Annotated in this window: 22 protein-coding genes and 1 tRNA gene; 18 read left to right on the forward strand and 5 right to left on the reverse strand. The window is 65.0% G+C overall.

What is annotated here, in order from left to right:
- Positions 1 to 212 precede the first annotated feature (212 nt).
- Both FJ957_RS32245 and recQ read left to right on the forward strand, forming a co-directional pair.
- Entirely contained in the window at positions 213 to 1,859 is a 1,647-nt protein-coding gene (locus FJ957_RS32245) for a sulfotransferase (protein ID WP_246685854.1), read from the forward strand.
- Positions 1,859 to 3,703, forward strand: coding sequence for a DNA helicase RecQ (gene recQ, locus FJ957_RS15655; RefSeq protein ID WP_140832798.1), 1,845 nt, complete (start codon positions 1,859 to 1,861; stop codon positions 3,701 to 3,703). Before FJ957_RS32245 ends, recQ begins: the two co-directional genes overlap by 1 nt.
- A 117-nt stretch (positions 3,704 to 3,820) precedes the next feature.
- Here the strand turns inward: recQ and FJ957_RS15660 are convergent, their stop codons facing one another.
- Positions 3,821 to 4,276 carry a MarR family transcriptional regulator gene (locus FJ957_RS15660; protein WP_140832800.1) on the reverse strand — a complete coding sequence of 152 codons (456 nt, stop codon included), beginning with the start codon at positions 4,274 to 4,276 and terminating at the stop codon, positions 3,821 to 3,823.
- Positions 4,277 to 4,428: 152 nt separating this feature from the next.
- Between FJ957_RS15660 and FJ957_RS15665 the strand changes: the two genes are divergently transcribed.
- Genes FJ957_RS15665 through FJ957_RS15680 form a run of 4 tightly spaced genes read left to right on the forward strand, consistent with a single transcriptional unit; the run spans position 4,429 to position 8,962 of the window.
- Positions 4,429 to 5,775 carry an MFS transporter gene (locus FJ957_RS15665; protein WP_140832802.1) on the forward strand — a complete coding sequence of 449 codons (1,347 nt, stop codon included), beginning with the start codon at positions 4,429 to 4,431 and terminating at the stop codon, positions 5,773 to 5,775.
- A gap of 48 nt (positions 5,776 to 5,823) precedes the next feature.
- Positions 5,824 to 7,869: an FUSC family protein gene (locus FJ957_RS15670; protein ID WP_140832804.1), complete on the forward strand. Its 2,046-nt coding sequence runs from the start codon at positions 5,824 to 5,826 to the stop codon at positions 7,867 to 7,869.
- Between the two features lie 5 nt (positions 7,870 to 7,874).
- Positions 7,875 to 8,084 carry a DUF1656 domain-containing protein gene (locus FJ957_RS15675; RefSeq protein ID WP_140832806.1) on the forward strand — a complete coding sequence of 70 codons (210 nt, stop codon included), beginning with the start codon at positions 7,875 to 7,877 and terminating at the stop codon, positions 8,082 to 8,084.
- Entirely contained in the window at positions 8,081 to 8,962 is an 882-nt protein-coding gene (locus FJ957_RS15680; RefSeq protein ID WP_140832808.1) for an HlyD family secretion protein, read from the forward strand. The genes FJ957_RS15675 and FJ957_RS15680 overlap by 4 nt, the downstream gene beginning before the upstream one ends.
- Positions 8,963 to 9,037: 75 nt before the next feature.
- Here the strand turns inward: FJ957_RS15680 and FJ957_RS15685 are convergent, their stop codons facing one another.
- Together FJ957_RS15685 and FJ957_RS15690 are read right to left on the reverse strand one after the other, a co-directional pair.
- Positions 9,038 to 9,451, reverse strand: coding sequence for a hypothetical protein (locus tag FJ957_RS15685; RefSeq protein WP_140832810.1), 414 nt, complete (start codon positions 9,449 to 9,451; stop codon positions 9,038 to 9,040).
- Positions 9,452 to 9,744: 293 nt separating this feature from the next.
- A tRNA-Ser gene (locus tag FJ957_RS15690) sits at positions 9,745 to 9,834 on the reverse strand.
- 326 nt (positions 9,835 to 10,160) lie between these two features.
- Here FJ957_RS15690 and FJ957_RS15695 point away from each other — a divergent pair.
- From FJ957_RS15695 to FJ957_RS15705, 3 genes are all read left to right on the forward strand, one after another.
- Entirely contained in the window at positions 10,161 to 10,883 is a 723-nt protein-coding gene (locus FJ957_RS15695; protein ID WP_140832811.1) for a 50S ribosomal protein L21, read from the forward strand.
- Between the two features lie 100 nt (positions 10,884 to 10,983).
- On the forward strand, positions 10,984 to 11,253 hold the full coding sequence (gene rpmA / locus FJ957_RS15700) for a 50S ribosomal protein L27 (RefSeq protein WP_140646513.1): 270 nt from the start codon (positions 10,984 to 10,986) through the stop codon (positions 11,251 to 11,253).
- Positions 11,254 to 11,378: 125 nt separating this feature from the next.
- Positions 11,379 to 11,966, forward strand: coding sequence for a GNAT family protein (locus FJ957_RS15705; RefSeq protein ID WP_140832813.1), 588 nt, complete (start codon positions 11,379 to 11,381; stop codon positions 11,964 to 11,966).
- 163 nt (positions 11,967 to 12,129) lie between these two features.
- Here FJ957_RS15705 and FJ957_RS15710 read toward each other — a convergent pair whose 3' ends face one another.
- Entirely contained in the window at positions 12,130 to 12,993 is an 864-nt protein-coding gene (locus FJ957_RS15710) for an endonuclease/exonuclease/phosphatase family protein (protein WP_140832815.1), read from the reverse strand.
- Positions 12,994 to 13,145: 152 nt separating this feature from the next.
- Between FJ957_RS15710 and obgE the strand changes: the two genes are divergently transcribed.
- The 5 genes from obgE to FJ957_RS15740 all read left to right on the forward strand — a co-directional run bounded on the left by obgE (position 13,146) and on the right by FJ957_RS15740 (position 18,856).
- Complete coding sequence (gene obgE / locus FJ957_RS15715; RefSeq protein ID WP_140832817.1) at positions 13,146 to 14,174, forward strand: GTPase ObgE; 1,029 nt, start codon at positions 13,146 to 13,148, stop codon at positions 14,172 to 14,174.
- Between the two features lie 5 nt (positions 14,175 to 14,179).
- On the forward strand, positions 14,180 to 15,319 hold the full coding sequence (gene proB, locus FJ957_RS15720; protein WP_140832819.1) for a glutamate 5-kinase: 1,140 nt from the start codon (positions 14,180 to 14,182) through the stop codon (positions 15,317 to 15,319).
- 34 nt (positions 15,320 to 15,353) lie between these two features.
- Complete coding sequence (locus FJ957_RS15725; protein WP_140832821.1) at positions 15,354 to 16,640, forward strand: glutamate-5-semialdehyde dehydrogenase; 1,287 nt, start codon at positions 15,354 to 15,356, stop codon at positions 16,638 to 16,640.
- Between the two features lie 247 nt (positions 16,641 to 16,887).
- Positions 16,888 to 17,475: a nicotinate-nucleotide adenylyltransferase gene (locus tag FJ957_RS15735; protein ID WP_140833109.1), complete on the forward strand. Its 588-nt coding sequence runs from the start codon at positions 16,888 to 16,890 to the stop codon at positions 17,473 to 17,475.
- A gap of 94 nt (positions 17,476 to 17,569) precedes the next feature.
- The gene (locus FJ957_RS15740) at positions 17,570 to 18,856 is read left to right on the forward strand and encodes an MFS transporter (RefSeq protein WP_140833111.1); all 1,287 of its coding nucleotides are present in this window, start codon (positions 17,570 to 17,572) and stop codon (positions 18,854 to 18,856) included.
- Between the two features lie 5 nt (positions 18,857 to 18,861).
- Here the strand turns inward: FJ957_RS15740 and FJ957_RS15745 are convergent, their stop codons facing one another.
- Positions 18,862 to 19,713: a mechanosensitive ion channel family protein gene (locus FJ957_RS15745; RefSeq protein WP_140832822.1), complete on the reverse strand. Its 852-nt coding sequence runs from the start codon at positions 19,711 to 19,713 to the stop codon at positions 18,862 to 18,864.
- Positions 19,714 to 19,956: 243 nt separating this feature from the next.
- Between FJ957_RS15745 and rsfS the strand changes: the two genes are divergently transcribed.
- The 4 genes from rsfS to FJ957_RS15765 all read left to right on the forward strand — a co-directional run bounded on the left by rsfS (position 19,957) and on the right by FJ957_RS15765 (position 23,665).
- Positions 19,957 to 20,334, forward strand: a complete 378-nt coding sequence (rsfS, locus tag FJ957_RS15750) for a ribosome silencing factor (RefSeq protein WP_140832824.1) — start codon at positions 19,957 to 19,959, stop codon at positions 20,332 to 20,334.
- Between the two features lie 62 nt (positions 20,335 to 20,396).
- The gene (gene rlmH, locus FJ957_RS15755; protein ID WP_140832826.1) at positions 20,397 to 20,879 is read left to right on the forward strand and encodes a 23S rRNA (pseudouridine(1915)-N(3))-methyltransferase RlmH; all 483 of its coding nucleotides are present in this window, start codon (positions 20,397 to 20,399) and stop codon (positions 20,877 to 20,879) included.
- 118 nt (positions 20,880 to 20,997) lie between these two features.
- Positions 20,998 to 22,332 carry a murein hydrolase activator EnvC gene (locus tag FJ957_RS15760; RefSeq protein WP_140832828.1) on the forward strand — a complete coding sequence of 445 codons (1,335 nt, stop codon included), beginning with the start codon at positions 20,998 to 21,000 and terminating at the stop codon, positions 22,330 to 22,332.
- Between the two features lies 1 nt (position 22,333).
- Positions 22,334 to 23,665 (forward strand): S41 family peptidase, encoded by a 1,332-nt coding sequence (locus FJ957_RS15765; RefSeq protein WP_181166921.1) that lies wholly within the window; start codon positions 22,334 to 22,336, stop codon positions 23,663 to 23,665.
- The last annotated feature ends 131 nt before the right edge of the window (positions 23,666 to 23,796 follow it).

Raw genomic sequence — 23,796 nt, forward strand, 5'->3', positions numbered from 1 at the left:
GTTGTATCGAAACGACAAGGCCGAACGATGCCGGACGGCCATCGCCAAGGCGCCTGCCGCGCGCGGCGGCGGCAGGATCAATCCTTGAAGGGGGCTGGCTTGGAAGAGCAAGCGACACGTGACATCCAGCGAAACCGGGCTGGAACGTGCAGGCTCCACAACAGGCTGGCTGGTCGTCGGAACGGAACCGGCGACCGGAAGCAGCCCGCCGCATGATCGCGCAACCCGTTCTCACCGCAAGGCGGCATGGGCTCATCGTGACGCCGGACATGTTGCCCGGCGGCGATGGCATCAACATCAACGGGCCGTCGCTGATCGGCATGCCCGACTGGGCGCCCGGGCGGCTCGGCGCCTATCATCTCTATTTCGCCGACCACAATGGATCCTATATCCGCCTCGCTCACGCGGATTCGATCGAGGGTCCGTGGCGCATCCATCCCGGCGGGGTGCTGTCGCTCGATCAATGCCCCTTCATCGAAGGCCACATCGCGTCTCCCGACGTTCACGTCGATCGGCGCCAGCGTCGCTTCATCATGTATTTTCATGGACCGGCAAAAGGCAGGGAAGGCCAGATGACCTTTGCCGCGACATCCGGTGACGGCCTTCATTTCAATCCGCTTTCCGAGCCGCTCGGGCCTTCCTATGCCCGGTTCTTCCACCACGGCCAATGGTGGTACGGTCTTCTCGGGACAGGGGCCGTCACCGTCTTCCGCTCCAGGACCGGCATCTCCGATTTCGAACGGGGCCCGGCCGTTCTTCACGGCATGAAGCGTCTCCCCGTCCCACGGCATCTGGCGCTGCAGAAATCCGGTCGCTGGCTGCGGGTCTATTACACGCGCAGGGGCGACGCGCCGGAACGGATCCTTCACGGCACGATCGATCTCGCCGAGGACTGGCGAAACTGGACGGTGCGGGGCGAGACCGAACTGCTGCGGCCGCGGACGGATTTCGAAGGGGCGGGCTTGCCGGTCCGTCGCAGCCGGGAAGGCCCTGCCAAGGGCAGGGAGAACGCGTTGCGCGATCCCGCCATTTTCGAGGAGGACGGGCGAAGCTGGCTGCTCTACGCCGTCGCCGGAGAGAGCGGCATCGCCTTGGCCGAGATCATTTCGAGGGACGTCCCTGCCAAGGCAGTCCGGACGCCGGCGACCACTCTGCGGCGTGGCGCAAGACGACTGTTCTGGCGCTTGCGCAAGGCTGCGCCGTGGCTGCCCTCGGCAATGACGTCTCGCAAAAGAATCTTCATTGCCGGCTGCGCCCGCAGCGGAACCACGCTCGGCCGTCGCTTGATGGGGTGCTTCGACGATATCTATGTCCATGCGGACGAAGCGCCTTACCGGACGCTGCTCGAACTGGATCGCCCCGAATTCAATCTGGTCGTCAAACGCACCTATGAGAGCCACAAGGACATCGAGCATCTACCGGACTCGATCGGGTTGATCTATTGCGTGCGGCATCCTTTCGACGTGCTCACCAGCTCTCATCCGGAGACTGTGAACGAGCGGCGCTTTCATGTAACGACCGAGCGCTGGGAGGCGGAGTATGACGGATTGATGCGCCTTAGAAAGGCTCAGCCCGAAAGAGCCGTTTTCCATCTGCGCTATGAGGACTTGGTTGCTGAACCCGATATCGTCCAGGGCAGGATCGCTCGGTCGTTCGGTCTTTCACCGGTCACCCTGTACAGCCGGGATGCGGACAATCCGATACGGGCGACGTCGCTGAAAAAATGGGAGCGCAATGAAGAATTCCGGACCTATCTGCATGGCCTGCCGGCGGCGTTCCTCGCCCGCGTGGAAAGCTTCTGCCGCGAATTCGGCTATGACGTGCCGGCCGACGCCTTGAACGCGGGAACGGCGCGGTGATGCCGGTACAGGCAGCGGGCCTGCGGGCCGAGGACCATAAGCGGCGCGTCCTGAAGGATGTGTTCGGCTTCGACGATTTTCGCCCCGGGCAGGCGAGCGTGATCGAGGCGTTGCTGGCCGGGCGCCATGTGCTGGCGGTCATGCCGACGGGCGCCGGCAAGTCGCTCTGCTATCAGGTTCCGGCGCTGGTCAAGGGCGGGCTCACCATCGTGGTGTCGCCGCTGGTGGCGCTGATGCAGGACCAGGTCGCCGCCTTGCGCCTCGCCGGCGTGGCCGCCGACACGATCAATTCCTCGCTCGACCGTGACGCCAATGTCGCTGCCTGGCGCCGCGTGGCGTCCGGGCAGACGCGGCTGCTCTACATGGCGCCGGAGCGGCTGATGACGGAGCGGATGCTCGAAGCCCTGTCCCGGCTCGATGTCGGTTTGATCGCCATCGACGAGGCGCATTGCATTTCGCAGTGGGGACCGGCCTTCCGGCGCGAATATGAGGACCTGTCGAAGTTGCGCGGCGTGTTTCCGCAGGTGCCCATCATCGCGCTCACGGCGACGGCGGACGAGGCTACCCGCGCCGACATCGAAGCCCGGCTGTTTGCCGGGCGCGCCGAGACCCTGGTGCTGGGCTTCGACCGGCCCAACATCAGGCTGGCGATAGAGCCCAAGCAGGACAGCAAGCGCCAGCTGCTCCGCTTCATCGAGCGCCACCAGGGCAAGAGCGGCATCATCTATTGCCTATCGCGCCGCAAGACGGAGGAAATGGCGGCCTTCCTGGACAAGAACGGCGTGCGCGCGCTCGCCTACCATGCCGGAATGAGCAAGGACGCGCGGGAAGCGAACCAGAACACCTTCATGAGCCTGTCGGGCGTCGTCATGGTGGCGACCATCGCTTTCGGCATGGGCATCGACAAGCCCGATGTCGCCTATGTCTTCCACACCGACCTGCCCGGCAGCTTGGAGGCGTATTACCAGGAGATCGGCCGTGCCGGACGCGATGGCCGGCCGGCGGAAGCCCACATGCTCTACGGTGCCGGCGACATCCGCACGCGGCGGATGTTCATCGACGACGAGGATACCTCGCCCGAGCACAAAAGACGGGCGCATCGCCGGCTCGACACGCTGATCGGCTATTGCGAGACGGCGCGGTGCCGGCGCCAGGTGCTGCTCGGCTATTTCGGCGAGGAGGCGCAAGCCTGCGGCAATTGCGACAACTGCCTCGACCGGGCGCCGCGCGCCGATGGCGGCGCCGAGGCGCGGATCATCCTCGCGGCGGTCGAACAGAGCAGCGAGCGCTTCGGCGCCGCCCATGTCATCGACATCCTGCTCGGCCATGAGACCGAAAAGGTGCTGGCCAGAGGCCATCAGCAGCTCGCCAGCTTCAAGACCGGCATCATGCACCGGAAGCCGGTCTGGCTGTCGCTCATCCGGCAACTCGTCGCCGGCGGCTTCCTGGTGCCGGATCCCGATGGCCATGGCGGCCTCGCCATCTCCGAAAGCGGCCGCTCGCTTGGCCGTGGCGAGGTGGCGTTCGAATATCGTGTCGAGGGCCGGGACCGTCTTGCGCGCGGCAGGAAACGGGCCGCGCAAGGCTCCGCCATGGGCGGCGAGGGCGTGGACACTTCCTTGCTGGCCGCGCTCAAGACGTTGCGGTTGCGGCTCGCCAAGGAACGCCAGGTGCCGGCCTATGTGGTGTTCTCCGACCGCACCCTGATCGACATGGCCGAGCGCCGTCCGCGCGACCTCGACGACTTCGCCGAAGTCAACGGCGTGGGCGCCGCCAAGCTCAAGGAGTTCGGGGAGATCTTCGTGAGCGCGATCGCGGCGCATGAGGCGAGCGGGTCGATCTAAGGACCTCACCCCGCTGGGGCATGCGGATCGCTCGGCGGGCGATCGATGGCTGTGGCCTGCGAGCTGCCGTTCCGACGTCTCTGGCGAACAGCTCTGGTGCCCGCCGCGGGCCGCCGCTCAGCCGTCGCCGAGCTTGTTGGCGAGCTCCGTCTGGATCCGGCGCAACACGGCGGAGGCGGTCTCGAGCTCTTCATCGCCGATCAGCGAGACCAACTCGTGCCGGAGTTCGGCAAGCACCGCGTTGATGGTTTTCATCCGCGCCTCGCCTTCCTTCGTCAGCGACACGATCTTGGCCCGGCGGTCGCTTGGATCCTCCCGTCTCGCGACAAGGCCTTCCGCCACCAGAAGGTCGATAAGACGGACCAGCGAAGGACCTTCGAGACCGGCCTGTTCGGCAACGGCGCCCTGGCGAGCTTCGCGGCCCAATTGCCACAGCGCCAGAAGGGGCATGGCCATGGCGTGGGACAGGCCGCAGCGATCCAGCCGCTCGTTGGCGGTGCGGCGCCAGAGGCGCGCCACGTTGGTTATGATCTGGCCGATCGTTTCGCGGCTTCTGGACCGTTCATTTTCCATTGCTAATTGTTGGCATACAATCTATTAGGATGCAATCTATATCGGCGAGACAACATGATCGATCCGTTGTATCCGGACAGATCCGTTCTCACCAAGTCTCCGTTCTCAACACGGGGGACCGGCCTCGGCCCGTTCCCCCAAAGGTGTTTTCGATGTCCGTTGCCTTCGACGCAGTGCCAGCAGCTTCTCCCGCCAATCCCCGCTCCAGGGTGATCCTGGCGAGCCTCATAGGCACCACGATCGAGTTCTACGATTTCTATGTCTATGCCACGGCGGCGGTGCTCGTGTTCCCGCATCTGTTCTTCCCCGCCGGCAACGACACGACGGCGCTGCTCGCCTCCTTCGCGGTGTTCGGCGCGGCCATGATCGCGCGGCCGCTGGGCGCGATCTTCTTCGGCCATCTCGGCGACCGGCGCGGCCGCAAGATCACGCTGGTCGGCGCGTTGCTCACCATGGGGCTGGCGACATTCCTGATCGGCCTGCTCCCGACCTATGCGAGCGCCGGATGGCTGGCGCCGGCCCTGCTGGTGGTGCTGCGCCTCGCTCAGGGTTTTGCCCTCGGCGGGGAGTGGAGCGGCGCGGCGCTGGTCGCGACCGAGAATGCGCCGAAGGGCAAGCGCGCCGTCTACGGCACCTTTCCGCAGTTGGGCGCGCCGATCGGCTTCATCATCGCCAACGGCCTGTTCCTGATCATCGCCGCCATGCTGCCTTCGGACGATCCCTCGCGTCCGTCCCTGGCCTTCCTGTCCTGGGGCTGGCGCATCCCGTTCCTGTTTTCGCTGATCATGGTGGCCATCGGCCTCTGGGTGCGGCTGAATCTCGTCGAAAGCGCCGCCTTCGACAACGCCGTGCGGGCGGGCAAGGTCAGGAAGCTGCCGTTGGCCTCGGTCATCAACACGCATTGGAAAGAGCTCGTCCTCGGCACGTTCTACATGCTTGCCACTTACGTCTTGTTCTACCTGATGACGACGTTTTCGCTGAGCTACGGCCGCGCCGCGCCCTCGGCCGCCGTGCCCGGCCTCGGCTACGGCTACACGACCTTCGTGCTGATGATGATCATCGGCGTGGTTTTCTTCGGCGTCTTCACCATGGTCTCGGGGCCATGGGCCGACCGCTGGGGCCGACGCCGCACGCTGATCTGGATCACCATCGCCATCGCTATCTTCGGACTGTCGTGGGTGCCGATGCTCCATGCCGGAACCGTCGGCGTCATGGCTTGGCTCATCATCGGCTTCAGCCTGATGGGCATGACCTTCGGCCCGATGGGAGCGCTGTTGCCTGAACTTTTCCCGGCCAATGTGCGCTACACCGGCTCGGGGATTTCCTACAACGTGTCGTCGATCCTCGGCGCCGCGGTCGCGCCTTTCATCGCCGTGGCGCTGTGGAGCAAGGGCGGCGGGCCTCTCTGGGTCGGCGTCTATCTCTCGGCGATGGCGGTGCTCACGCTGGTCGCCCTGCTGATCGGGCGCGAAACCAAGGATGTCGACATCAACCGCTAGCCAACCGTGGCGCCCGCCAGTGAGGAGGCGGGCGCGAGAGCCAAATCCATGACGCTTCCCTCCTGGCAAGACTCGCTGTTTTCGATCAAGGCGTTCCTCGCCTCGATGCTGGCGCTCTATATAGCGCTTTCGTTCGACCTGCCGCGGCCATACTGGGCCATGGCCGCCGTCTATGTGGTGGCCAATCCGCTCGCCGGCGCGACCTCGTCCAAGGGGCTCTACCGCGCGCTCGGCACGCTGATCGGCGCGGCCGGGGCCGTCCTGCTGTTGCCGACCTTCGTCAATTCGCCGCTCTTGATGAGCATCGCCGTGGCGCTGTGGACAGGGGTTCTGCTCTACATCTCGATGCTCGACCGTACGCCGCGCAGCTATGTCTTCATGCTCGCCGGCTATTCGCTGCCGCTGATCGCGCTGCCGGCCGTCGACTCGCCCCAGACGATCTTCGACATCGCCTCGGCCCGCAGCCAGGAGATCATCCTCGGCATCGTCTGCGCCAGCGTGGTCGCGCAGCTGGTATTCCCGATCGGGCTGTCTTCATTGATGTCGTCGCGTATCTCCAGTTGGCTGGGCGACGCCGCCCAGTGGGCCGGTGAAATCCTGCGAGGCGAGGGCGCTGCGCGGCCGGCGCCTCCGGTCCGGCAGAAGCTGGCATCCGACATTTCCGGCTTCGACATCCTCATCAGCCAGCTTGGATACGATCACCAGACGCACGGGCTTACGCGGCAGGCGCGGCAATTGCGCGGGCGTCTCATGCTGCTGCTTCCCCTGCTCTCGTCGCTCGATGACCGGCTTCATGAACTGAGATCGCAGGATCGGGTGCTGCGCGACGATCTCATTGCCCTGCTCGACGACGTCGGGTCCTGGCTGCAGGCCGTGGCCGATCCGGATCGCGCCGTCGCGCTGCGCTCGCGCATCGCCGATCTGCGTCCGCCTGCCTATGCCGTCGACTGGAAGAGCCTGATCCTCGACAGCGCCTTAGCCAGGCTGCGCGAGATCGTCGATGCATGGCACGATTGCCTCGTCTTGAAGAAGCAGATCGCGACCGGCGAATCGAGCGGTGAAAAGCTTGCTTTCCGCCGGCGCCGGACCTTCTCGCGCACCCGCCATCACGATTATGGAATGCTGTCCTTCTATGCCGCTTCGGTGATCCTCGCCGTCCTGATTGCCTTCGCCCTGTGGATCTACTCGGGCTGGGCCGAAGGCTCCGGATTCGTTCTCATGGTGGCGGTCGCCTGCTCATTCTTCGCGGCGACCGACCGGCCCGCGCCGCTTCTCCTGTCGATGTTCATCTGGTGCACGGTGAGCCTGGTGGTCACCGCGGCCTATCAATTTGCCATCCTGCCCTCGATCCAGAGCTTTCCGTTGCTGGTTCTCGTGCTGGCGCCACCGTTCCTTGTGCTAGGCACCATCATTCCAAGGCCTCAGTACAACATGCTGGCAATGCTGCTCACCGTGAACACGGCGTCGTTCATCGCGCTCAGCGACAGGTTTTCCGCCGATTTCACCTCCTTCGCGGGCGGCGGGCTCGCTGCCTTGGCCGGCGTCGGTTTCGCGCTTGTGTGGACGCTGGTGGTCCGGCCTTTCGGCGGCGAGATCGCCGCCCGGCGACTGGTGCATGCCGGCTGGTCCGACCTTGCCCAGCTTGCCGCGGGCGAACGCGCCGAGGACCAGCGCAGGCTCGCGGGGCGCATGCTGGATCGCCTCGGGCAACTCGTTCCCCGGCTCGCATCCATGGAAAACAAGGAGCTGTCGACGATCGACGGCTATGCGGAAATCAGGCTGGGGCTGAACATCGTGGAGTTGCAGCGGCTGCGCAACCGGCTCACCTCGGCCGAAGGGACAGCGGTCGGCGAGGTTCTGTCCGCCATTGCCGTGCTGTTCAAGGAGCGGCTCCGGCTCGGCGAGCCTGTTGCGGCGTCACCGCGGCTGCGCGAACGCATCGACGCCGCGCTCGCCCTCGTGGCGGGCCGTCAGGCCGCGCCGGCGCGGCGATCCGTCGACGCGCTGGTCGGTCTGCGGCGCGCGCTGTTCCGAAACGCCGAGCCACCCGTTCATTCGACAGTGCCGGAGCCGATGCTCCTGGTAGCGGAGTAGGTCACATGCAGAACGATATCAGCATTGGCGGCGTCTATCTGCCGGGACTTCTGGTCACGATGCTGGCGGCCTTCATCGTGGCGCGGGTCGTCTGGCAGGTGCTGTCGTGGACCGGCCTCTATTCGTTCGTCTGGCACCGGGCGCTTTTCAACCTCGCGCTGTACATCCTCATCCTCGGGGCAATGTCCTCGCTCTCAAATCGGCTGTTCTCATGAAATACCGTCTTCTTCGACTGACCGGCAGGGTCCTCGTCACGGCCGCCGTCGTCGCCGTCGCCTGCGTCGCCGCCTGGAAGCTGTGGGACGACAACATGAACGCGCCATGGACGCGCGACGCGCATGTGCGCGCCGATGTCGTCGGCGTCACGCCGGACGTTTCAGGTCTCGTGGCCGAGGTCCTGGTCAAGGACAACCAGGCGGTCAGGAAGGGCGACGTGCTGTTCCAGGTCGACCGCCAGCGCTTCGCCGTCGCCCTCGCGCAGGCGCAGGCGATGGTCGAGGGCCGACAGGCGACGCTCGACCAGGCGAGGAGAAACCTGGAACGTCTGAAACGTCTGACAGCCTCGGCGGTCAGCGTCCAGCAGATCGAGGAGGCGCAATCGAGCGTGGCCGAGGCGGAGTCGGAAAGCCTGCAGGCAAGCGCTGCGCGCGACCTGGCGCAGCTCAACCTCGACCGCGCGGAAGTCAGGGCGCCCGTCAATGGCATCATCACCAATCTCAGCCTTCGCCCCGGCGACTATGTCACGATGGGAGGGGCGACGATGGCGCTGGTCGACACCGACACGGTCCGCATCGACGGCTATTTCGAGGAGACGAAACTGCCGCGCATCGAGGTCGGCGCCAGGGCGTCGATCAGGCCGATGGGATGGAAGTCGTCGCTGTCGGGCCACGTCGCAAGCATAGCCGCCGGCATCGAGGACCGCGAGCGCACGTCCGGGACGCTGCTGGCGGACATCAACCCGACTTTCACCTGGGTGCGGCTGGCGCAACGCGTTCCGGTGCATATCGTGCTCGACGGCGACACCGCCACCAAGGCAAGGCTGGTCGTCGGAACCTCCGCGACAGTGACCATCGACCGAGCGGCCGCCGACTGAAAACCTGGCGATCGGGGTCACCCATCGATCTGTAGCGGCGGCCAGCTTACCCGCCAATCGATCTGCTTGAGCCGGCTAACGCCAAAGGCACACCCGGACGTCATTTCCAACATAGCAGGCGCCTTCGCGGTGAAGCTCTCCCCAATCTTGTCCCTCGCCATGCGTTTCGCGGACGTCTCCGTTCGCATAGCCTGCCCAAGAATCTCCGTCCTTGTAGACGACGGCCCAGTAATCCTTGGACATTTCACCAGCCCCACTGTGCGTGTCGGGATAGTCGATACCTGCGAAAACCTGCCGGGGCCCCTGGATGTTGAAATCGCCGCCCTGCTCGATCTGATAGGAGCATTTTCCGGAGATGCGGGTCTCGCCGTGAACGACCAGCAGGCAGCGGCCCCATTTGTAGCCGCTCGGCAAACGATGCTGCGCGGCGTGCGAAGGCGAAACGGAAAACGCAATTGCCAGGGCAGCCGCTATGGTTCGGCCAGTCAACAGCCGATCCGAAGAGCGATCGGACAATGTTGGATTCCGCCCAGAGCGCATGTCGAACGATCCTCCGCGGGACGATCCCCTGAGGTCATACTATTATCGACCATGGTCGGATTTCTGTCACGCGTATGTGTGCTGCTTCACGACCCGGATATGGATCGATCGAAACGCGTTGATCCGGGCTCGAGGCGTTTTAAGTCCGGCGATCCAGCCCTCCTTCGCTAAAGCTTCGGAGGACATCCTGTTTCGCGCCAAGGATCGTGCTTATCCTGCGAAGCTCGAAGAGCGAAGCAGGATGGCGGAGAGGGAGGGATTCGAACCCCCGATACCCTTGCGAGTATGCCGCATTTCGAGTGCGGTGCATTCGACCACTCTGCCACCTCTCCGCGAGGTCATGGTCGGCCGTTGCCGGCGCGGCGCACTAGATAACGGCTGACTGTTAGAGTTACAAGGCCCTATTCGACCGATTTCCAGCTTCCGCGAAAAGCGACGGCGACGGAACAAGTCGATATTTGCCGGCAACGTCGCTCGATGCATCTGCAGGCGCGAGCCGCTTGCCTTGACTCCGGCGCAACCTTCGGTTAGGGACAGCCCGCAATCGGCGTGGAGGCTCTTCCGCGCCGCTTGTTTTTTGAACCCGCAGACTGACAAAAAGACGGCCGAACCGCCTGACGCGGTTCATCGAGGCCGACCGAACAGCGAAAGGCAAAAAATGTTCGCAGTCATCAAAACGGGCGGCAAGCAGTATCGCGTCGCCGCCAACGATCTCCTGAAGATCGAGAAACTCGAAGCCAAGGTCGGCGATATCGTCGAGATCGGCAATGTGCTCGCGCATGGCGAGGGCGAGAATGTCACCTTCGGCGCGCCGTTCGTCGATGGCGCCATGGTCACGGCGGAAGTCGTCGAGCAGGGCAAGAACCGCACCGTCATCGCTTTCAAGAAGCGCCGCCGCCAGAATTCGCGCCGCAAGATCGGCCACCGCCAGCTGCTGACCACCGTCAGGATCGCCGAGATCCTGCTGGGTGGCGCCAAGCCGTCGAAGAAGGCCGCCGCCAAGCCGGAAGCCAAGGCAGAGGCAAAGGCGCCCGAAGCCAAGGCGGAAGTCGCCGCCGAGGCGAAGGCCGAAGCCGCTCCGAAGGAGCCGAAAGCCAAGAAGGAACCCAAGGCAGAGGCCGCTCCGAAGGAAGAGGCTAAGGCCGAGACCGCCGCCGCGCCGCTGTTCAAGGCGCCGAAGGGCGAGCCGGACGACCTGACCGTGATCAAGGGCATCGGCCCGGTCGCGGCGAAGGACCTCGCCGAGCAGGGCATCGTCACCTTCGCGCAGCTCGCCAAGCTCACCGACAAGGATGTCGCCAAGATCGACGAGCACATGCCGTTCAGCGCCGACCAGATCAAGGACTGGCGCGAGCAGGCCAAGGAACTGGCAAAGAAGTAATTCTACCGGCGACGATCGTCGCCGGTACGGGACTTGAAACGGAACGCGAACGCGTTCATAAGACCATTCAAGCGCCTCAGGGCGCATCGGAGTTAGTCAAATGGCACACAAGAAAGCTGGCGGTTCGTCGCGCAACGGTCGCGATTCGCACTCCAAGCGTCTGGGCGTGAAGAAGTTCGGCGGCGAAGCCGTCGTCGCCGGCAACATCATCATCCGCCAACGCGGCACGACCTGGCATCCGGGCACCAATGTTGGCATGGGCACGGACCACACCCTTTTTGCGCTCGACGCCGGCGCAGTCACCTTCAACAAAAAAGCCAACGGCCGAACCTACGTATCGGTGAACCCGATTACCAAAGCAGCGGAGTAGCCGGTTCCGCACCATAACACCGGCGCCCATCTCGGGAACCGGTGTCTGGCCAGGCCAGGAAAAGGATCAGGAGAGATGGGCTTGCCCTCTCTCCTTTTTCATTTTTCTTTGCCCTGGAGGACTAAATGGTTGCCGAAGCGGAAGATACCGAAGACGAAAGTTACGTGATCGATTGCCCGGTGCTGGCCACCGAGCGGCTGGTCATGCGCGCCCCGCGCGAGAGCGATCTCGAGCAACTCGTCACGCTTGCCGACAACCGGCACGTCGCCGAAATGCTGGCCCGCATGCCGCATCCCTACGGCGAAGCCGAGGGCCGCACCTTCCTTGCCATGGCGGCGTCGCGTCGCGCCGGCATCGTCTATGCGCTGACGCTTGCCGGCACCGGCACCTTCGTCGGCTGCGCCGGCTTGAACACCACCGATCGCGGACTGGAGCTCGGCTACTGGATCGGCGAACCCTACTGGAAGCGCGGTTATGCGACGGAGGCCTCGCATGCGCTGGTCGACCTCGCGTTCCAGAACACTTCGATCCACGTGCTGCACGCCTCGACCCGGGTGATCAATCCGGCCTCGCGCCGCGTCATCCACAAATGCGGCTTCCAGTATGCCGGCCAGGGCATGCTGAACTCGATCGTCGCCGGCCAGGTGCCGGTTGAGCGCTACCGGCTCGACAGGAAGACCTGGACCAGTCTGCGCAACTGGGTCCACTTCTAGGCATATTGAAATTCAGGTGAGGCCGGCCTGCAAATGCCGGCTTCCTGCGCTTCCGGTGCTCACGTACTTTAAGTACGCTCCGCTCCGGTTCCCGGTAGCCATCATTTTCGGCTCGGCCTGACCTGAATAGCAACACGCCTAGGCGTCGGCGCTCGAAGGCGACTCAGCCCAGTTCGGCCCAGAGCGGCAAATGATCGGAGCCGACTGCTTCCCGGTCGGACCACAGGCGCTGCAGCGACTTGGCCAACGAGGCGCTGGTGAAGACATAGTCGATGCATTTGTGGCGGCTTTTGTCGCCGGGGCGGTCGGGGTCGACCCAGGTGACGAGGTCGGCGACGGCCAGACGCTGGGCGACGTCGACGGCAAGATCGGCGGTCAACGGCATGCCGAACTCATGGTCCGGGCGGCCCGCGAGCTCGACATATTCGGGCGATCCGGTCAGCATGTTGAAGTCGCCCATAACGATGAAGGCTTCCGGATAGGGCAGGTCCGGCAGGCCGATCTCGGGAATGCCCGACAGACCACCGCCTTCCAGCGTGTAGTTCAGCAGGCGTTGGCGCAGGAAACGGATCTGGCCCTGGCGCTCGACCGGGCTGCGGTGGTCGAGATGGGTGGAATAGAAGCGGATGAAGCCGAGCGGCGTCTCGATCAGCGCCTCGAGCGCGCCGCGCTGGAAGTTCATGGTCTCGAGGCTGCGGCTGCGCGGCAAAAGGAGGTTGCGCGACAGATGGATGGGCGTCTTCGACAGCACCATGTTGCCGAGCTGGAAGGACGTCGAGACGGCGCGGCCGTTCTCCAGGCGCGAGCCGATATTGACCTCGAAATTGCTGCCATAGGCGGCAAAATAATCGGGCAGCGCCTCGCCGATCTCGGCCACCATGTCGCGACCGCCGTTGCGCGGATTGTTGCGGGTCACCTCCTGCAGCGCGATCACATCGGCACCGCGTACCGCATCGGCGATGCGGCCAAGATCGTATTTGCCGTCGAGGCCGATGCCGAACTGGATGTTGTAGGTGACGACCTTCATTCGAGCATTTCCCCAACCCTGGCTCGCGAACAGTGCTACTGCGTCTTTTGCAAAAGGGCATCAGGCGCTTTAGTCGCAAAACAGCCTCGCCCTTCGTCCCGCCTTGGTTTAGAGCAATCCCGCAAGGCCACCAGCAGAAACTTGAAACGCAGATGAAATTCCTCGACCAGGCAAAGGTTTACATCCGCTCCGGCGATGGCGGCGCTGGATCGGTGTCGTTCCGGCGCGAAAAATTCATCGAGTTCGGCGGACCGGACGGTGGCGACGGCGGCCGCGGCGGCGATGTCTGGATGGAAGCGGTCGACGGGCTGAACACGCTGATCGACTATCGCTACCAGCAGCATTTCAAGGCCAAGACCGGCATGCACGGCATGGGCCGCAACATGACGGGCGCCAAGGGCGCCGACGTGACGCTGAAAGTGCCGGCGGGTACGCAGGTCTTTGCGGAGGACAATGAAACGCTGATCTGCGACCTGACGATCGTCGGCCAGCGCTTCCTGCTCGCCAAGGGCGGCAATGGCGGCTTCGGCAACCAGCATTTCAAGAGCTCGACCAACCAGGCGCCGCGGCGCGCCAATCCCGGCCTGCCCGGAGAGGAGCTGAGCATCTGGCTGAGGCTCAAGCTGATTGCCGACGCCGGCCTGGTGGGCATGCCCAATGCCGGCAAATCGACCTTCCTTGCCGCCGTCACCGCCGCCAAGCCGAAGATCGCCGACTATCCTTTCACCACGCTCTATCCCGGCCTCGGCGTCGCCCGCATCGACGGCCGCGAATTCGTGCTGGCGGATATTCCCGGGTTGATCGAGGGCGCGCATGAAGGTGTCGGCATCGGCGACCGTTTCCTCGGCCATGTCGAGCGTACGCGCGTATTGCTTCACCTGGTCTCGGCGCAGGAGGAGAATCCCGGCAAGGCCTACAAGACCGTGCGCGCGGAGCTCGATGCCTATGGCCATGGGCTGACCGACAAGGTCGAGATCGTCGCGCTCAGCCAGATCGATATCCTCGCCGCGGATCAGCGCAAGAAGAAGGCCGCCTCGCTGAAGCGCGCCGCCGGCCGCGCGCCGCTGCTTGTCTCGGCCGTCACCGGCGAAGGCGTCGAGGCGGTGCTGCGCGCGCTGATGGCGGTGGTCGCCGAAGCCCGCGATGCCGTTCCGGCTCCTGTCGACACGCGCTGGCGATAAGACCCATGAAATCGCTGAAATCATACCGGCGCGTCACCGTGAAGATCGGTTCGGCCCTGCTCGTCGACCGCGCGACAGGTTTGAAGCGCGACTGGCTGACCTCGCTTGCCGACGACATCGCGGCGCTTGCCAATGCCGGCGCGGAAGTGCTGGTCGTATCCTCAGGAGCCATTGCGCTTGGCCGCACCATTCTCGGCCTCGGCAAACGCGCGCTGAAGCTCGAGGAGAGTCAGGCCGCCGCCGCGGTCGGCCAGATCGCGCTTGCCGGCGCCTGGTCGGACGCGCTCGGCAAGGACGGGCTGAAGTCGGGCCAGATCCTCCTGACGCTTGGCGACACTGAAGAACGTCGCCGCTACCTCAACGCGCGCGCGACGATCTCGACCCTGCTCAAGATGAAGGCGGTGCCGGTTATCAACGAGAACGACACGGTGGCGACGTCGGAAATCCGCTACGGCGACAACGACCGGCTGGCGGCGCGGGTGGCGACGATGATGGGCGCCGATCTCTTGGTGCTGCTTTCCGATATCGACGGGCTCTACACGGCGCCGCCGGCCAAGGATCCGCAAGCAAAATTCATCCCCGTGGTCGACCGCATCACCCCGGACATCGAGGCGATGGCGGGCGTGGCCGCATCCGAGCTGTCGCGCGGCGGCATGCGCACGAAACTCGACGCCGGCAAGATCGCCAACGCCGCCGGCACCGCCATGATCATCACCTCGGGCACCAGGCTGTCGCCGCTGATGGCGATCGAGCGCGGCGAGCGCGCGACCTTCTTCAAGCCGAGCGCCAATCCGGTGAAGGGTTACAAGACCTGGATCGCCGGGCAGCTCGAGCCGGCAGGCCGGCTCACGGTCGATGCGGGCGCCATCGGTGCGCTCAAATCGGGCAAGTCGCTGCTGCCGGCGGGCGTTAAACTGGTCAGTGGCAATTTCTCGCGCGGCGACACGGTGGCGATCCTGTCGCCCGAGGGCCGCGAGATCGCGCGCGGCCTTGTTGCCTATGATGCCGCCGATGCCGTAAGGATCGCGGGCTTGAAGACGGCCGAGATCGAAAACGTGCTCGGCTACGAGGCCCGCTCGGCGATGATCCATCGCGACGACCTTGTGGTAAGCGTCGCCGGCGACCAAGTATTGGCCGACGACTAGAGCATCGGCCGACGACCAAGCGGAGGGATGAACCATGCTGAAGCTGCATGAAAAGTCCGGCGAAGACACCGTGGCCCTGATGGCCGATATCGGCCGCCGCGCCCGCGCCGCCGCGCGACCGTTGGCCGTCGCTTCCACCAAGGCCAAGAATGCCGCGCTCATCGCCATGGCCGATGCCATCCTGCGCAACGAGCAGGCGATCCTCGACGCCAACGCCATCGACATCTCGAATGGCGGGGAGGCCGGGCTGTCGGGCTCCTTCATGGACCGCCTGAAGCTCACCCCCTCGCGCATCAAGGCGATGGCCGACGGCATAAGCGAGATCGCCGCGCTCAAGGATCCGGTCGGCGACGTCATCGCCGAATGGGATCGGCCGAACGGCCTTCATATCGAGCGCGTGCGCACGCCGCTCGGCGTCATCGGCGTCATCTATGAAAGCCGCCCCAACGTGACGGCGGACGCCGGCGCGCTTTGCCTCAAGGCTGGCAATCCGGTGATCCTGCGCGGCGGTTCGGACTCGATCAACTCGTCCTCGGCGATCCACGCCTGCATGGTCGAAGGGCTGAAGGCCGCCGGCCTGCCGCAGGATGCCATCCAACTGGTGCCGACCGCCGACCGCGCCGCCGTCGGCGAGATGCTGAAAGGTCTCGGCGGCAATCTCGACGTCATCATCCCGCGCGGCGGCAAAAGCCTGGTCGGACGCGTGCAGAACGAGGCGCGGGTGCCGGTCTTCGCGCATCTGGAAGGCATCTGCCATCTTTATGTCGACCGCTCGGCCAAGCTCGACATGGCGGTGAAGATCGCCGTCAACGCCAAGATGCGGCGCACTGGCGTCTGCGGCGCCGCCGAGACCTTGCTGGTCGACCGCGCGGTGGCCTCCACGCATCTGGTGCCGATCCTCGAAGCGCTGCGCGCCGCCGGCTGCGAGATCCACGCCGATGCCGAGGTGACGGAAGCGTTCGCCGACGCCAGCCCGGCGACCGATGCGGATTGGGTGACGGAATATCTCGACGCCATCATCGCGGTGAAGCTGGTCGACGATGTCACCGGCGCGATCGAGCATATCGAGACCTTCTCGTCGCACCACACCGAGGCGATCGTCGCCGAGGATGCGCGGGCGGTCGAGAAATTCTTCAACGAGATCGACTCGGCGATCCTTTTGCACAACGCCTCGACGCAGTTCGCCGATGGCGGTGAGTTCGGCATGGGAGCCGAGATCGGCATCGCCACCGGCAAGATGCACGCGCGCGGGCCGGTCGGCGTCGAGCAGCTCACCTCATTCAAATACCGCGTGCGCGGGTCTGGGCAGGTGAGGCCTTGACGCTTGCCGCTAGAGCGTGAGCCTTTGCGCCAAGGCCCCCCCCTCTGGCCTGCCGGCGATCTCCCCCTCAAGTGGGGAGATTGGCAGCTTCGGCGCCGGCGCTCGGCTTGCAACGCCGGCGATTGGCGAAAGCATAGGCAACATCTGATCTCCCCCGTTGAGGGGGAGATGGCCGGCAGGCCAGAGAGGGAGGCCTAGCACCATGCTTTCCCTGCCCGAGCCTCCCGTCCCCGCTCACTACCTCCGCATGCCGCACGCCCCCAAGGGGCTGACCGTCGGTCTGTTCGGCGGTTCGTTCAATCCGCCGCATGCCGGTCACGCGCTGGTCGCCGAGATCGCGCTGAGAAGGCTCGCGCTCGACCAGCTGTGGTGGATGGTGACGCCCGGCAATCCGCTGAAGAGCGCGCGGGAGCTGGCGCCGCTCGCCGAGCGCATCGAGCTGTCCGAAAAGATCGCCAGGAATCCGAAGATCAAGGTCACCGCCTTCGAGGCGGCGCAGCACGTGCGCTACACCGCCGACACGCTTGCGCTGGTCAAGGCGCGCAACCCGGGCGTCGATTTCGTCTGGATCATGGGCGCGGATAGCTTGCGCGACTTCCACCGCTGGCAGCGCTGGCGCGAGATCGTGCTGACTTTCCCCATCGCGGTCATCGATCGCCCGGGCGCCACGCTCTCCTTCCTGTCGTCGGTGGTCGCCAAGACCTTCGACTATGCCCGCGTCGACGAGGGCGACGCGCCGCTGCTTGCCCGCATGCCGGCGCCTGCCTGGACTTTCATCCACGGTCCGCGCTCCTCGCTGTCCTCCACCGCGATCCGCAAGGCGGCGAAGGGGTAAGCGCCCTCCTTTTCCCGCAAGGGGAGAAGGTAAGTCCGGCCATGTCGCTTTTACGGCGGCTTTTTGCCTGTTCGTAGGCCAAGCTTGCGTGGACATGCTCAAGCAGAATCAATCCGCGAACGATCCCAGCCGCGCCACGCAATCGGCGCCGCTGATCGCCATTGCCAGCGTCATCGTGTCGATGGCGCTGATCGCAATCGGCAACGGGCTGATGTTCGCCTATATCCCGGTGCGGCTTGGCGCCGACGGTTTCGACCCGACCTGGGCCGGGCTGATCGTCACCGGGCTTTCGGCCGGCGGGCTCGCCGGCTGCATCCTGACCGGGCCGCTCGTCAAGCGAGTGGGCCACGCCCGCGCCTTCATGGTGCTTTCGGCGCTGATCGCGCTTTCCAATGCCGCGATCGGCGCCGGGCCGATCCCGTTGCTCTGGATCGCGGCCCGGGCGCTCTACGGCTTTGCGATCTGCGGGCTGTTCATCGTCGCCCAGAGCTGGCTGAACGACGCCTTGCCGAATTCGATCCGCGGCCGGATCATGGCGGTGTTCTACGTCGCCTATATTGGTGGATTGGGCGTTGGCTATGCGACGCTCGCCGCGATCGACATCCATACAGCCGCCGCCGCGCTGATCGGCATCACCTTCACCGCGCTTTCCATTCTGCCGGTCGGCATGACGCGGCTTGCCCAGCCGCCGGCGCCGCAGGCCGCATCGGTGGCGCTTCGCCGCGCCTGGCGGATCTCGCCGGTCGGCGTCGCCGGCATGCTGGCGGTCGGCGGCCTGTCGATGATCGTTTCAGGTTTTGCGCCGATCCATGCCACCGCCAAGGGCTACAGCCAGGCCGACGTGGCGCTGCTGTTGTCGGCGATGCCGGTCGGCACGCTGATCCTGCAGATCCCGCTCGGCTGGATTTCCGACCGCACCGACCGTCGCTATGTGCTGGCGGGCGCGGCGGCGCTCGCGACCGTCGCAAGCGCGTTCGCCATTGCCTTCGACGGCGGCGCGCTGATGGCGCTGGTGGTGATCTACCTGATCTGGGACGGGGCGTCGGAATCGATCTATGCGCTCTCCAGCGCGCATGCCGCCGATCGCGCCGGCAAGGATGAGCTTCTGGCGCTGTCGAGCTCGATGCTGTTTGCCTGGTCGCTGGCCGGCTTCATCGTGCCGGGCATCGTGACGGCGCTTTCCGTCGTCTTCGGCACAGCGACCTTCATCTATGTTGGCATCGTCATCGCATCGGCCTTCTGCCTGTTCGTGCTGTGGCGCGTGATGGCCGGCCGGCCGACGCCCGCGGCCACAAGCGGCAGTTTCGCGCCGATGTCGGCGCAGACGCCCTTGCCGGTCGAGCTAGCCTTCGCGCCGGACGAGACGGCCACGAAGCGCTGATCGGGCTACTGCTTGCGCGCCTCCGGCGCCGGCATTTCCGGCGGCGGCAGCGGGATCGAGATGCCTTCGCTGTCGAAAGCCTGCTTGGCGCGCTTGGTCATGTCGGTCTGGGTCGAGAAATAGTCGGCGGCCGACGTCCAGTAGCGCAAGGTGAGCGAAACGGTGGTGTCGCCGAGATTTGCCACGAAGGCGATCGGCGCCGGTTCGCGCCGGATGCGCCTTTCGGCGCCGGCGATGGCAAGCAGCGTCTTTTGCGCGCGGTCAATGTCGTTCCAGGAGCCGATGCTCAAGCTCATGTCGGTGCGGCGCACGCCGTTGCGGGTGAAATTGCGCACCGGCTGGTTCCACAGCGTCGAGTTGGGCGCCAGCACATAGACGCCGTCGACGGAGCGCAGCTTGGTGGCGAAGAGGCCGATCTCCTCGACGGTGCCGGCAATCGAGCCGACCTCGACATATTCGCCGATGCGGAAGGGCCTGAGCGCCAGAAGCATGATGCCGGCGGCAATGTTCTGCAGAGTGCCTTGCAGAGCCAGCCCGATGGCCAGGCCGATTGCGCCTATTGCCGCGATGATGGAGGCGGTCTGCACCCCGAACTGGCCGAGCACCATGATGGTGACCAGGATCAGGATGGCGTAGCGGACGATCTTGGAGAAGAAATGACGCAAGGTCACGTCGAAGCCGTGGATATGGCCGAGGCCGGCGGAGATCGAGCGCTCGGCGACACCAGCGACGAAATAGCCGACAACCAGCAGGATTATGGCGCCGATGGCCGAGAAGGAATAGGAAACGATCAGCGTGCTCAGCTGCGCAAGCCCCGCCTGGATGGTGATGAGGGCGCTTTGCGGGTCGGTTGGCATGGATGAAGTCCCCATTGGTCAGTGAGCCGATAACCTATGCAAAGCGCAAAGGGTTCCGATTTTTTCGGGGCGACGGAACCTGCCGGGCGGAGCCGCGTTGGCGCGGGCAGGGCGCGCCCGTCTTGAAACTGCAATGGAACTCTGCCTATCTAACTGGTGTCACCTGATTTGCCTGGTGATTTGGTTGTTCTTGTTGGGAAAGGAAACACACTGAGAACAGCACTGCGGAAGAAGGCTGACATCATGCCTTCGCCGGCAGGGATCAGCGTAAACGACGCCGCGTCCCTCGCCATCGACACAGTCCTTGCCAGTCTGGAAGACTCCAAGGCCGAAAACATCGTCTCAATCGACATCCAGGGAAAATCGAGCCTCGGCGACTACATGGTCATCGCCTCGGGTCGATCGCACCGTCATGTCTCGGCTGTCGCCGACCACCTCCTCAAGGCGCTGAAGGATGCCGGCCTCGGCACGGCGCGCGTCGAGGGGCTGGCAGGCGCCGACTGGGTCCTGATCGATTCGGGCGACATCATCGTCCACGTCTTCCGCCCCGAAGTCCGCGAATTCTACAATCTGGAAAAGATGTGGCAGGCGCCGGATCTCGAGGAAGAGACCTTGCACTGAGCCTTGATCCGTGTGCCGTGAACCGTCACGGTATGCGTTAGGACAAGCTCGCTGGGGCGAGGATGAAGATCACCGTTCATGCCGTGGGCCGGATGAAGACCGGCCCCGAGAGAGAACTCGCCGACCGCTATTTCGAGCGCTTTTCGAAGAGCGGGCCTGCGGTCGGACTGGAATTTGCCGGCATTGTCGAGGTTCCCGAAAGCCGCGGACAGAGCGCCGACGAGCGCCGCCGCGAGGAAGCCCAGAGGCTGCAGGCCCAGTTGCAGCCGGGCATTGTTCTCATCCTGCTCGACGAACGCGGCAAGTCGCTCTCCTCGGAGGACCTTGCCGCCCGCATCGGCCAGTTGCGCGACGGCGGCCGCAAGGCGCTCGTGGTCGCCATCGGCGGCGCCGATGGCCACGACAGATCCTTGCGCGAGCAGGCGGATCTGGTGCTGTCGTTCGGCGCGCTGACCTGGCCGCACCAGCTGGTGCGCGTGATGCTGGGCGAGCAGTTCTACCGGATCGCCACGATCCTTTCCGGTCATCCGTATCATCGATCGTGAATAACGGCATCGGCCGAAAAGCTGGGGATTGCCGGCCTGCGCCGCGATTTCCGCCTCAATCGCGCTTCCAACATGGTTGATGGTTCGTTAACGAAGCGGCGGATACAGTCGAGGCCTGATGTCTGAAGGCTGGAATTCCAGAACGCGCGCCTGGCGCAGCCGCTGCGGTTTGACCCTTGTCGCCGCCGTGGTCGCGCTCGGGCCGGTCCGGGCGGCCGAGAACTCGCTCGACATGGCGCCCGATCCGGATCAGAGCCGGGCCGAATACGAGCAGGTTTCCAAGGAGATCACCTTGTCGTCGGAGCGGCTGGGCAAGCTCGCCGCCGACATCGCCTCGGTGCGGAAGGACTATGCCTCGATCACCGCGGCGCTCATCCAGTCGGCGATGACGGAACAGAAGCTCGGCCAGGACATCGAGGACATCGGCGCCAAGCTCGAAGGGCTGAAGGCCGAGGAAACGAAGCTGCGCGCCTCGCTCATGGCGCGGCGCGACGTACTGGCCGAGGTGTTGGGCGCCCTGCAGCGCATGGGGCTCAATCCGCCGCCGGCGATCCTGGTCAAGCCCGAGGACGCGCTGTCGTCGGTGCGCAGCGCCATCCTGCTCGGCGCGGTGGTGCCGGAACTGCGCCAGCAGACCGAAAGGCTGATGGCCGATCTCAAGGAGCAGACGCGGGTCACGGCCTCGATCGAGGCAGAACGGGCGAGACTCACCACCGCGGTCACCGACCAGACGGCGGAAAAGAAGCGGCTCACCATGCTGCTCGAAGCCAAGAAGAAGCTGCAGGCCGATACCCAAACGGCGATCGCGGCCGAACAGCAGCACTCGCAGCAGCTAGCGGCGAAGGCGAGCAGCCTCAAGGACCTGATCGCCTCGCTCGAAGCCGACAAGGCGCGCAAGGCGCAAGAACAGGTCAAGGCGGGCGAGCGGAAATCGACGGACAACGACACCACGGCCTCGACCACCGAGCTCGCCGCGCTGCCGGTGCCGGAGGCCAATCGGCTGACCGGATCGGCGCCGTTCTCGGCATTGCAAGGCCAGATCGCGCTGCCGGTCATCGGCAAGATCAAACTGCGTTTCGGCGCCGACGACGGCAATGGCGCGGCGATGCAGGGCGACATGGTTGCGACACAATCGGGAGCCATCGTCACCGCGCCGGCGGATGGAAACGTGCTTTATGCGGGGCCGTTTCGCTCGTATGGTCAACTCTTGATCCTCAATGCGGGCGACGGGTATCATGTCGTCCTGGCGGGGATGAGCAGAATCAGCGTCGCGACCGGACAGTCGGTGCTCGCAGGAGAGCCGATCGGCGCGATGGGAGAGGCCCGGGTGGCAAGCACCTCTGCCTCGAGGAATGACAATTCGACGCTGGAACTCTATGTCGAGTTCCGCAAGGATGGAAAACCCGTCGATCCGGCCCCATGGTGGGCGGATCGATTTTCTGGAAGGACGTGAAATGATGCGGAAACTGTCGCTTCTGTTTGCCGGCGCGCTGATGGGCGCATCGGCAATGAGCCTGGTCTACGGCGCACCGGGTTCGGCGGCGAACGCTGCGGGTTCGGAAACCTACAAGCAGCTGGCGATCTTCGGCGACATCTTCGAGCGCGTGCGCGCCAATTACGTGACGCCGCCGGACGATAAGTCGCTGGTCGAGAACGCCATCAACGGCATGCTGGCCTCGCTCGACCCGCACTCCTCCTACATGAACGCCGAGCAGGCGCAGGACATGCGCGTGCAGACCAAGGGCGAGTTCGGCGGCCTCGGCATCGAGGTCACGATGGAGAACGACCTCGTCAAGGTCATCACGCCGATCGACGACACGCCGGCCGCCAAGGCGGGTGTGCTGTCGGGCGACTACATCGCCAAGATCGACGGCGAAGAGGTCCGCGGCCTGACCCTCAACGACGCGGTCGAGAAGATGCGCGGACCGGTCAATACGCCGATCAAGCTCACTATCCTGCGCCAGGGCGCCGACAAGCCGATCGAAATCACGGTGGTGCGCGACGTCATCAAGGTCAAGGCGGTCAAGTACCGGGTCGAGAACGACATCGGCTACATGAAGATCACCTCCTTCACCGAGAAGACCTATGACGATCTCGAGAACGCCATCGAGAACATCAAGAAGCAGGTGCCGAACGACAAGCTGAAGGGCTATGTGCTCGACCTGCGCCTCAATCCGGGCGGTCTGCTCGACCAGGCGGTCAGCGTGTCGGATGCCTTCCTCAAGCGCGGCGAGATCGTTTCGACGCGCGGCCGCGATCCGAAGGACGTCACCCGCTTCGACGCCAAGCCGAAGCAGGTCGACGACATCAACGGCAAGCCGATGATCGTGCTGGTCAATGGCGGCTCGGCGAGCGCCTCGGAAATCGTCGCCGGCGCGCTGCAGGACCTGCGCCGCGTCACGGTGGTCGGCACGCAGTCCTTCGGCAAGGGCTCGGTGCAGACCATCATCCCGCTCGGCGAGAATGGCGCGCTGCGGCTCACCACGGCGCTCTATTACACGCCGTCGGGCAAGTCGATCCAGGGCAAGGGCATCACGCCCGACATCAAGGTCGACCAGCCGCTGCCGCCGGATCTGCAGGGCCGCGACCTGACCCGCGGCGAATCCGATCTCAAGGGCCACATCAAGGGCGCCGACGAGAGCTCCACCGGTTCGGGCTCGGCCGCCTATGTGCCGCCGGATCCGAAGGACGACCTGCAGCTGATCTATGCCGAGCAGCTTCTGCGCGGCGAAAAGACCGATCCGTCGTTCCCGCCGAACCCGGACAAGGCCGTGCTGAACCAGTAATACCAGTAATGCGGTCCGGCTCTGGCCGGCTGCGCGAAGCAATGCAATGCTGCCGGGGCCGCGAGGTTCCGGCAGTTTGATTCGGGGACCGCGGTCGGGCGCCACGCGTCTGGGGTATCGCGCCAGCGATT

Source organism: Mesorhizobium sp. B2-4-6 (assembly GCF_006442775.1).
Taxonomy (GTDB): Bacteria; Pseudomonadota; Alphaproteobacteria; order Rhizobiales; family Rhizobiaceae; genus Mesorhizobium.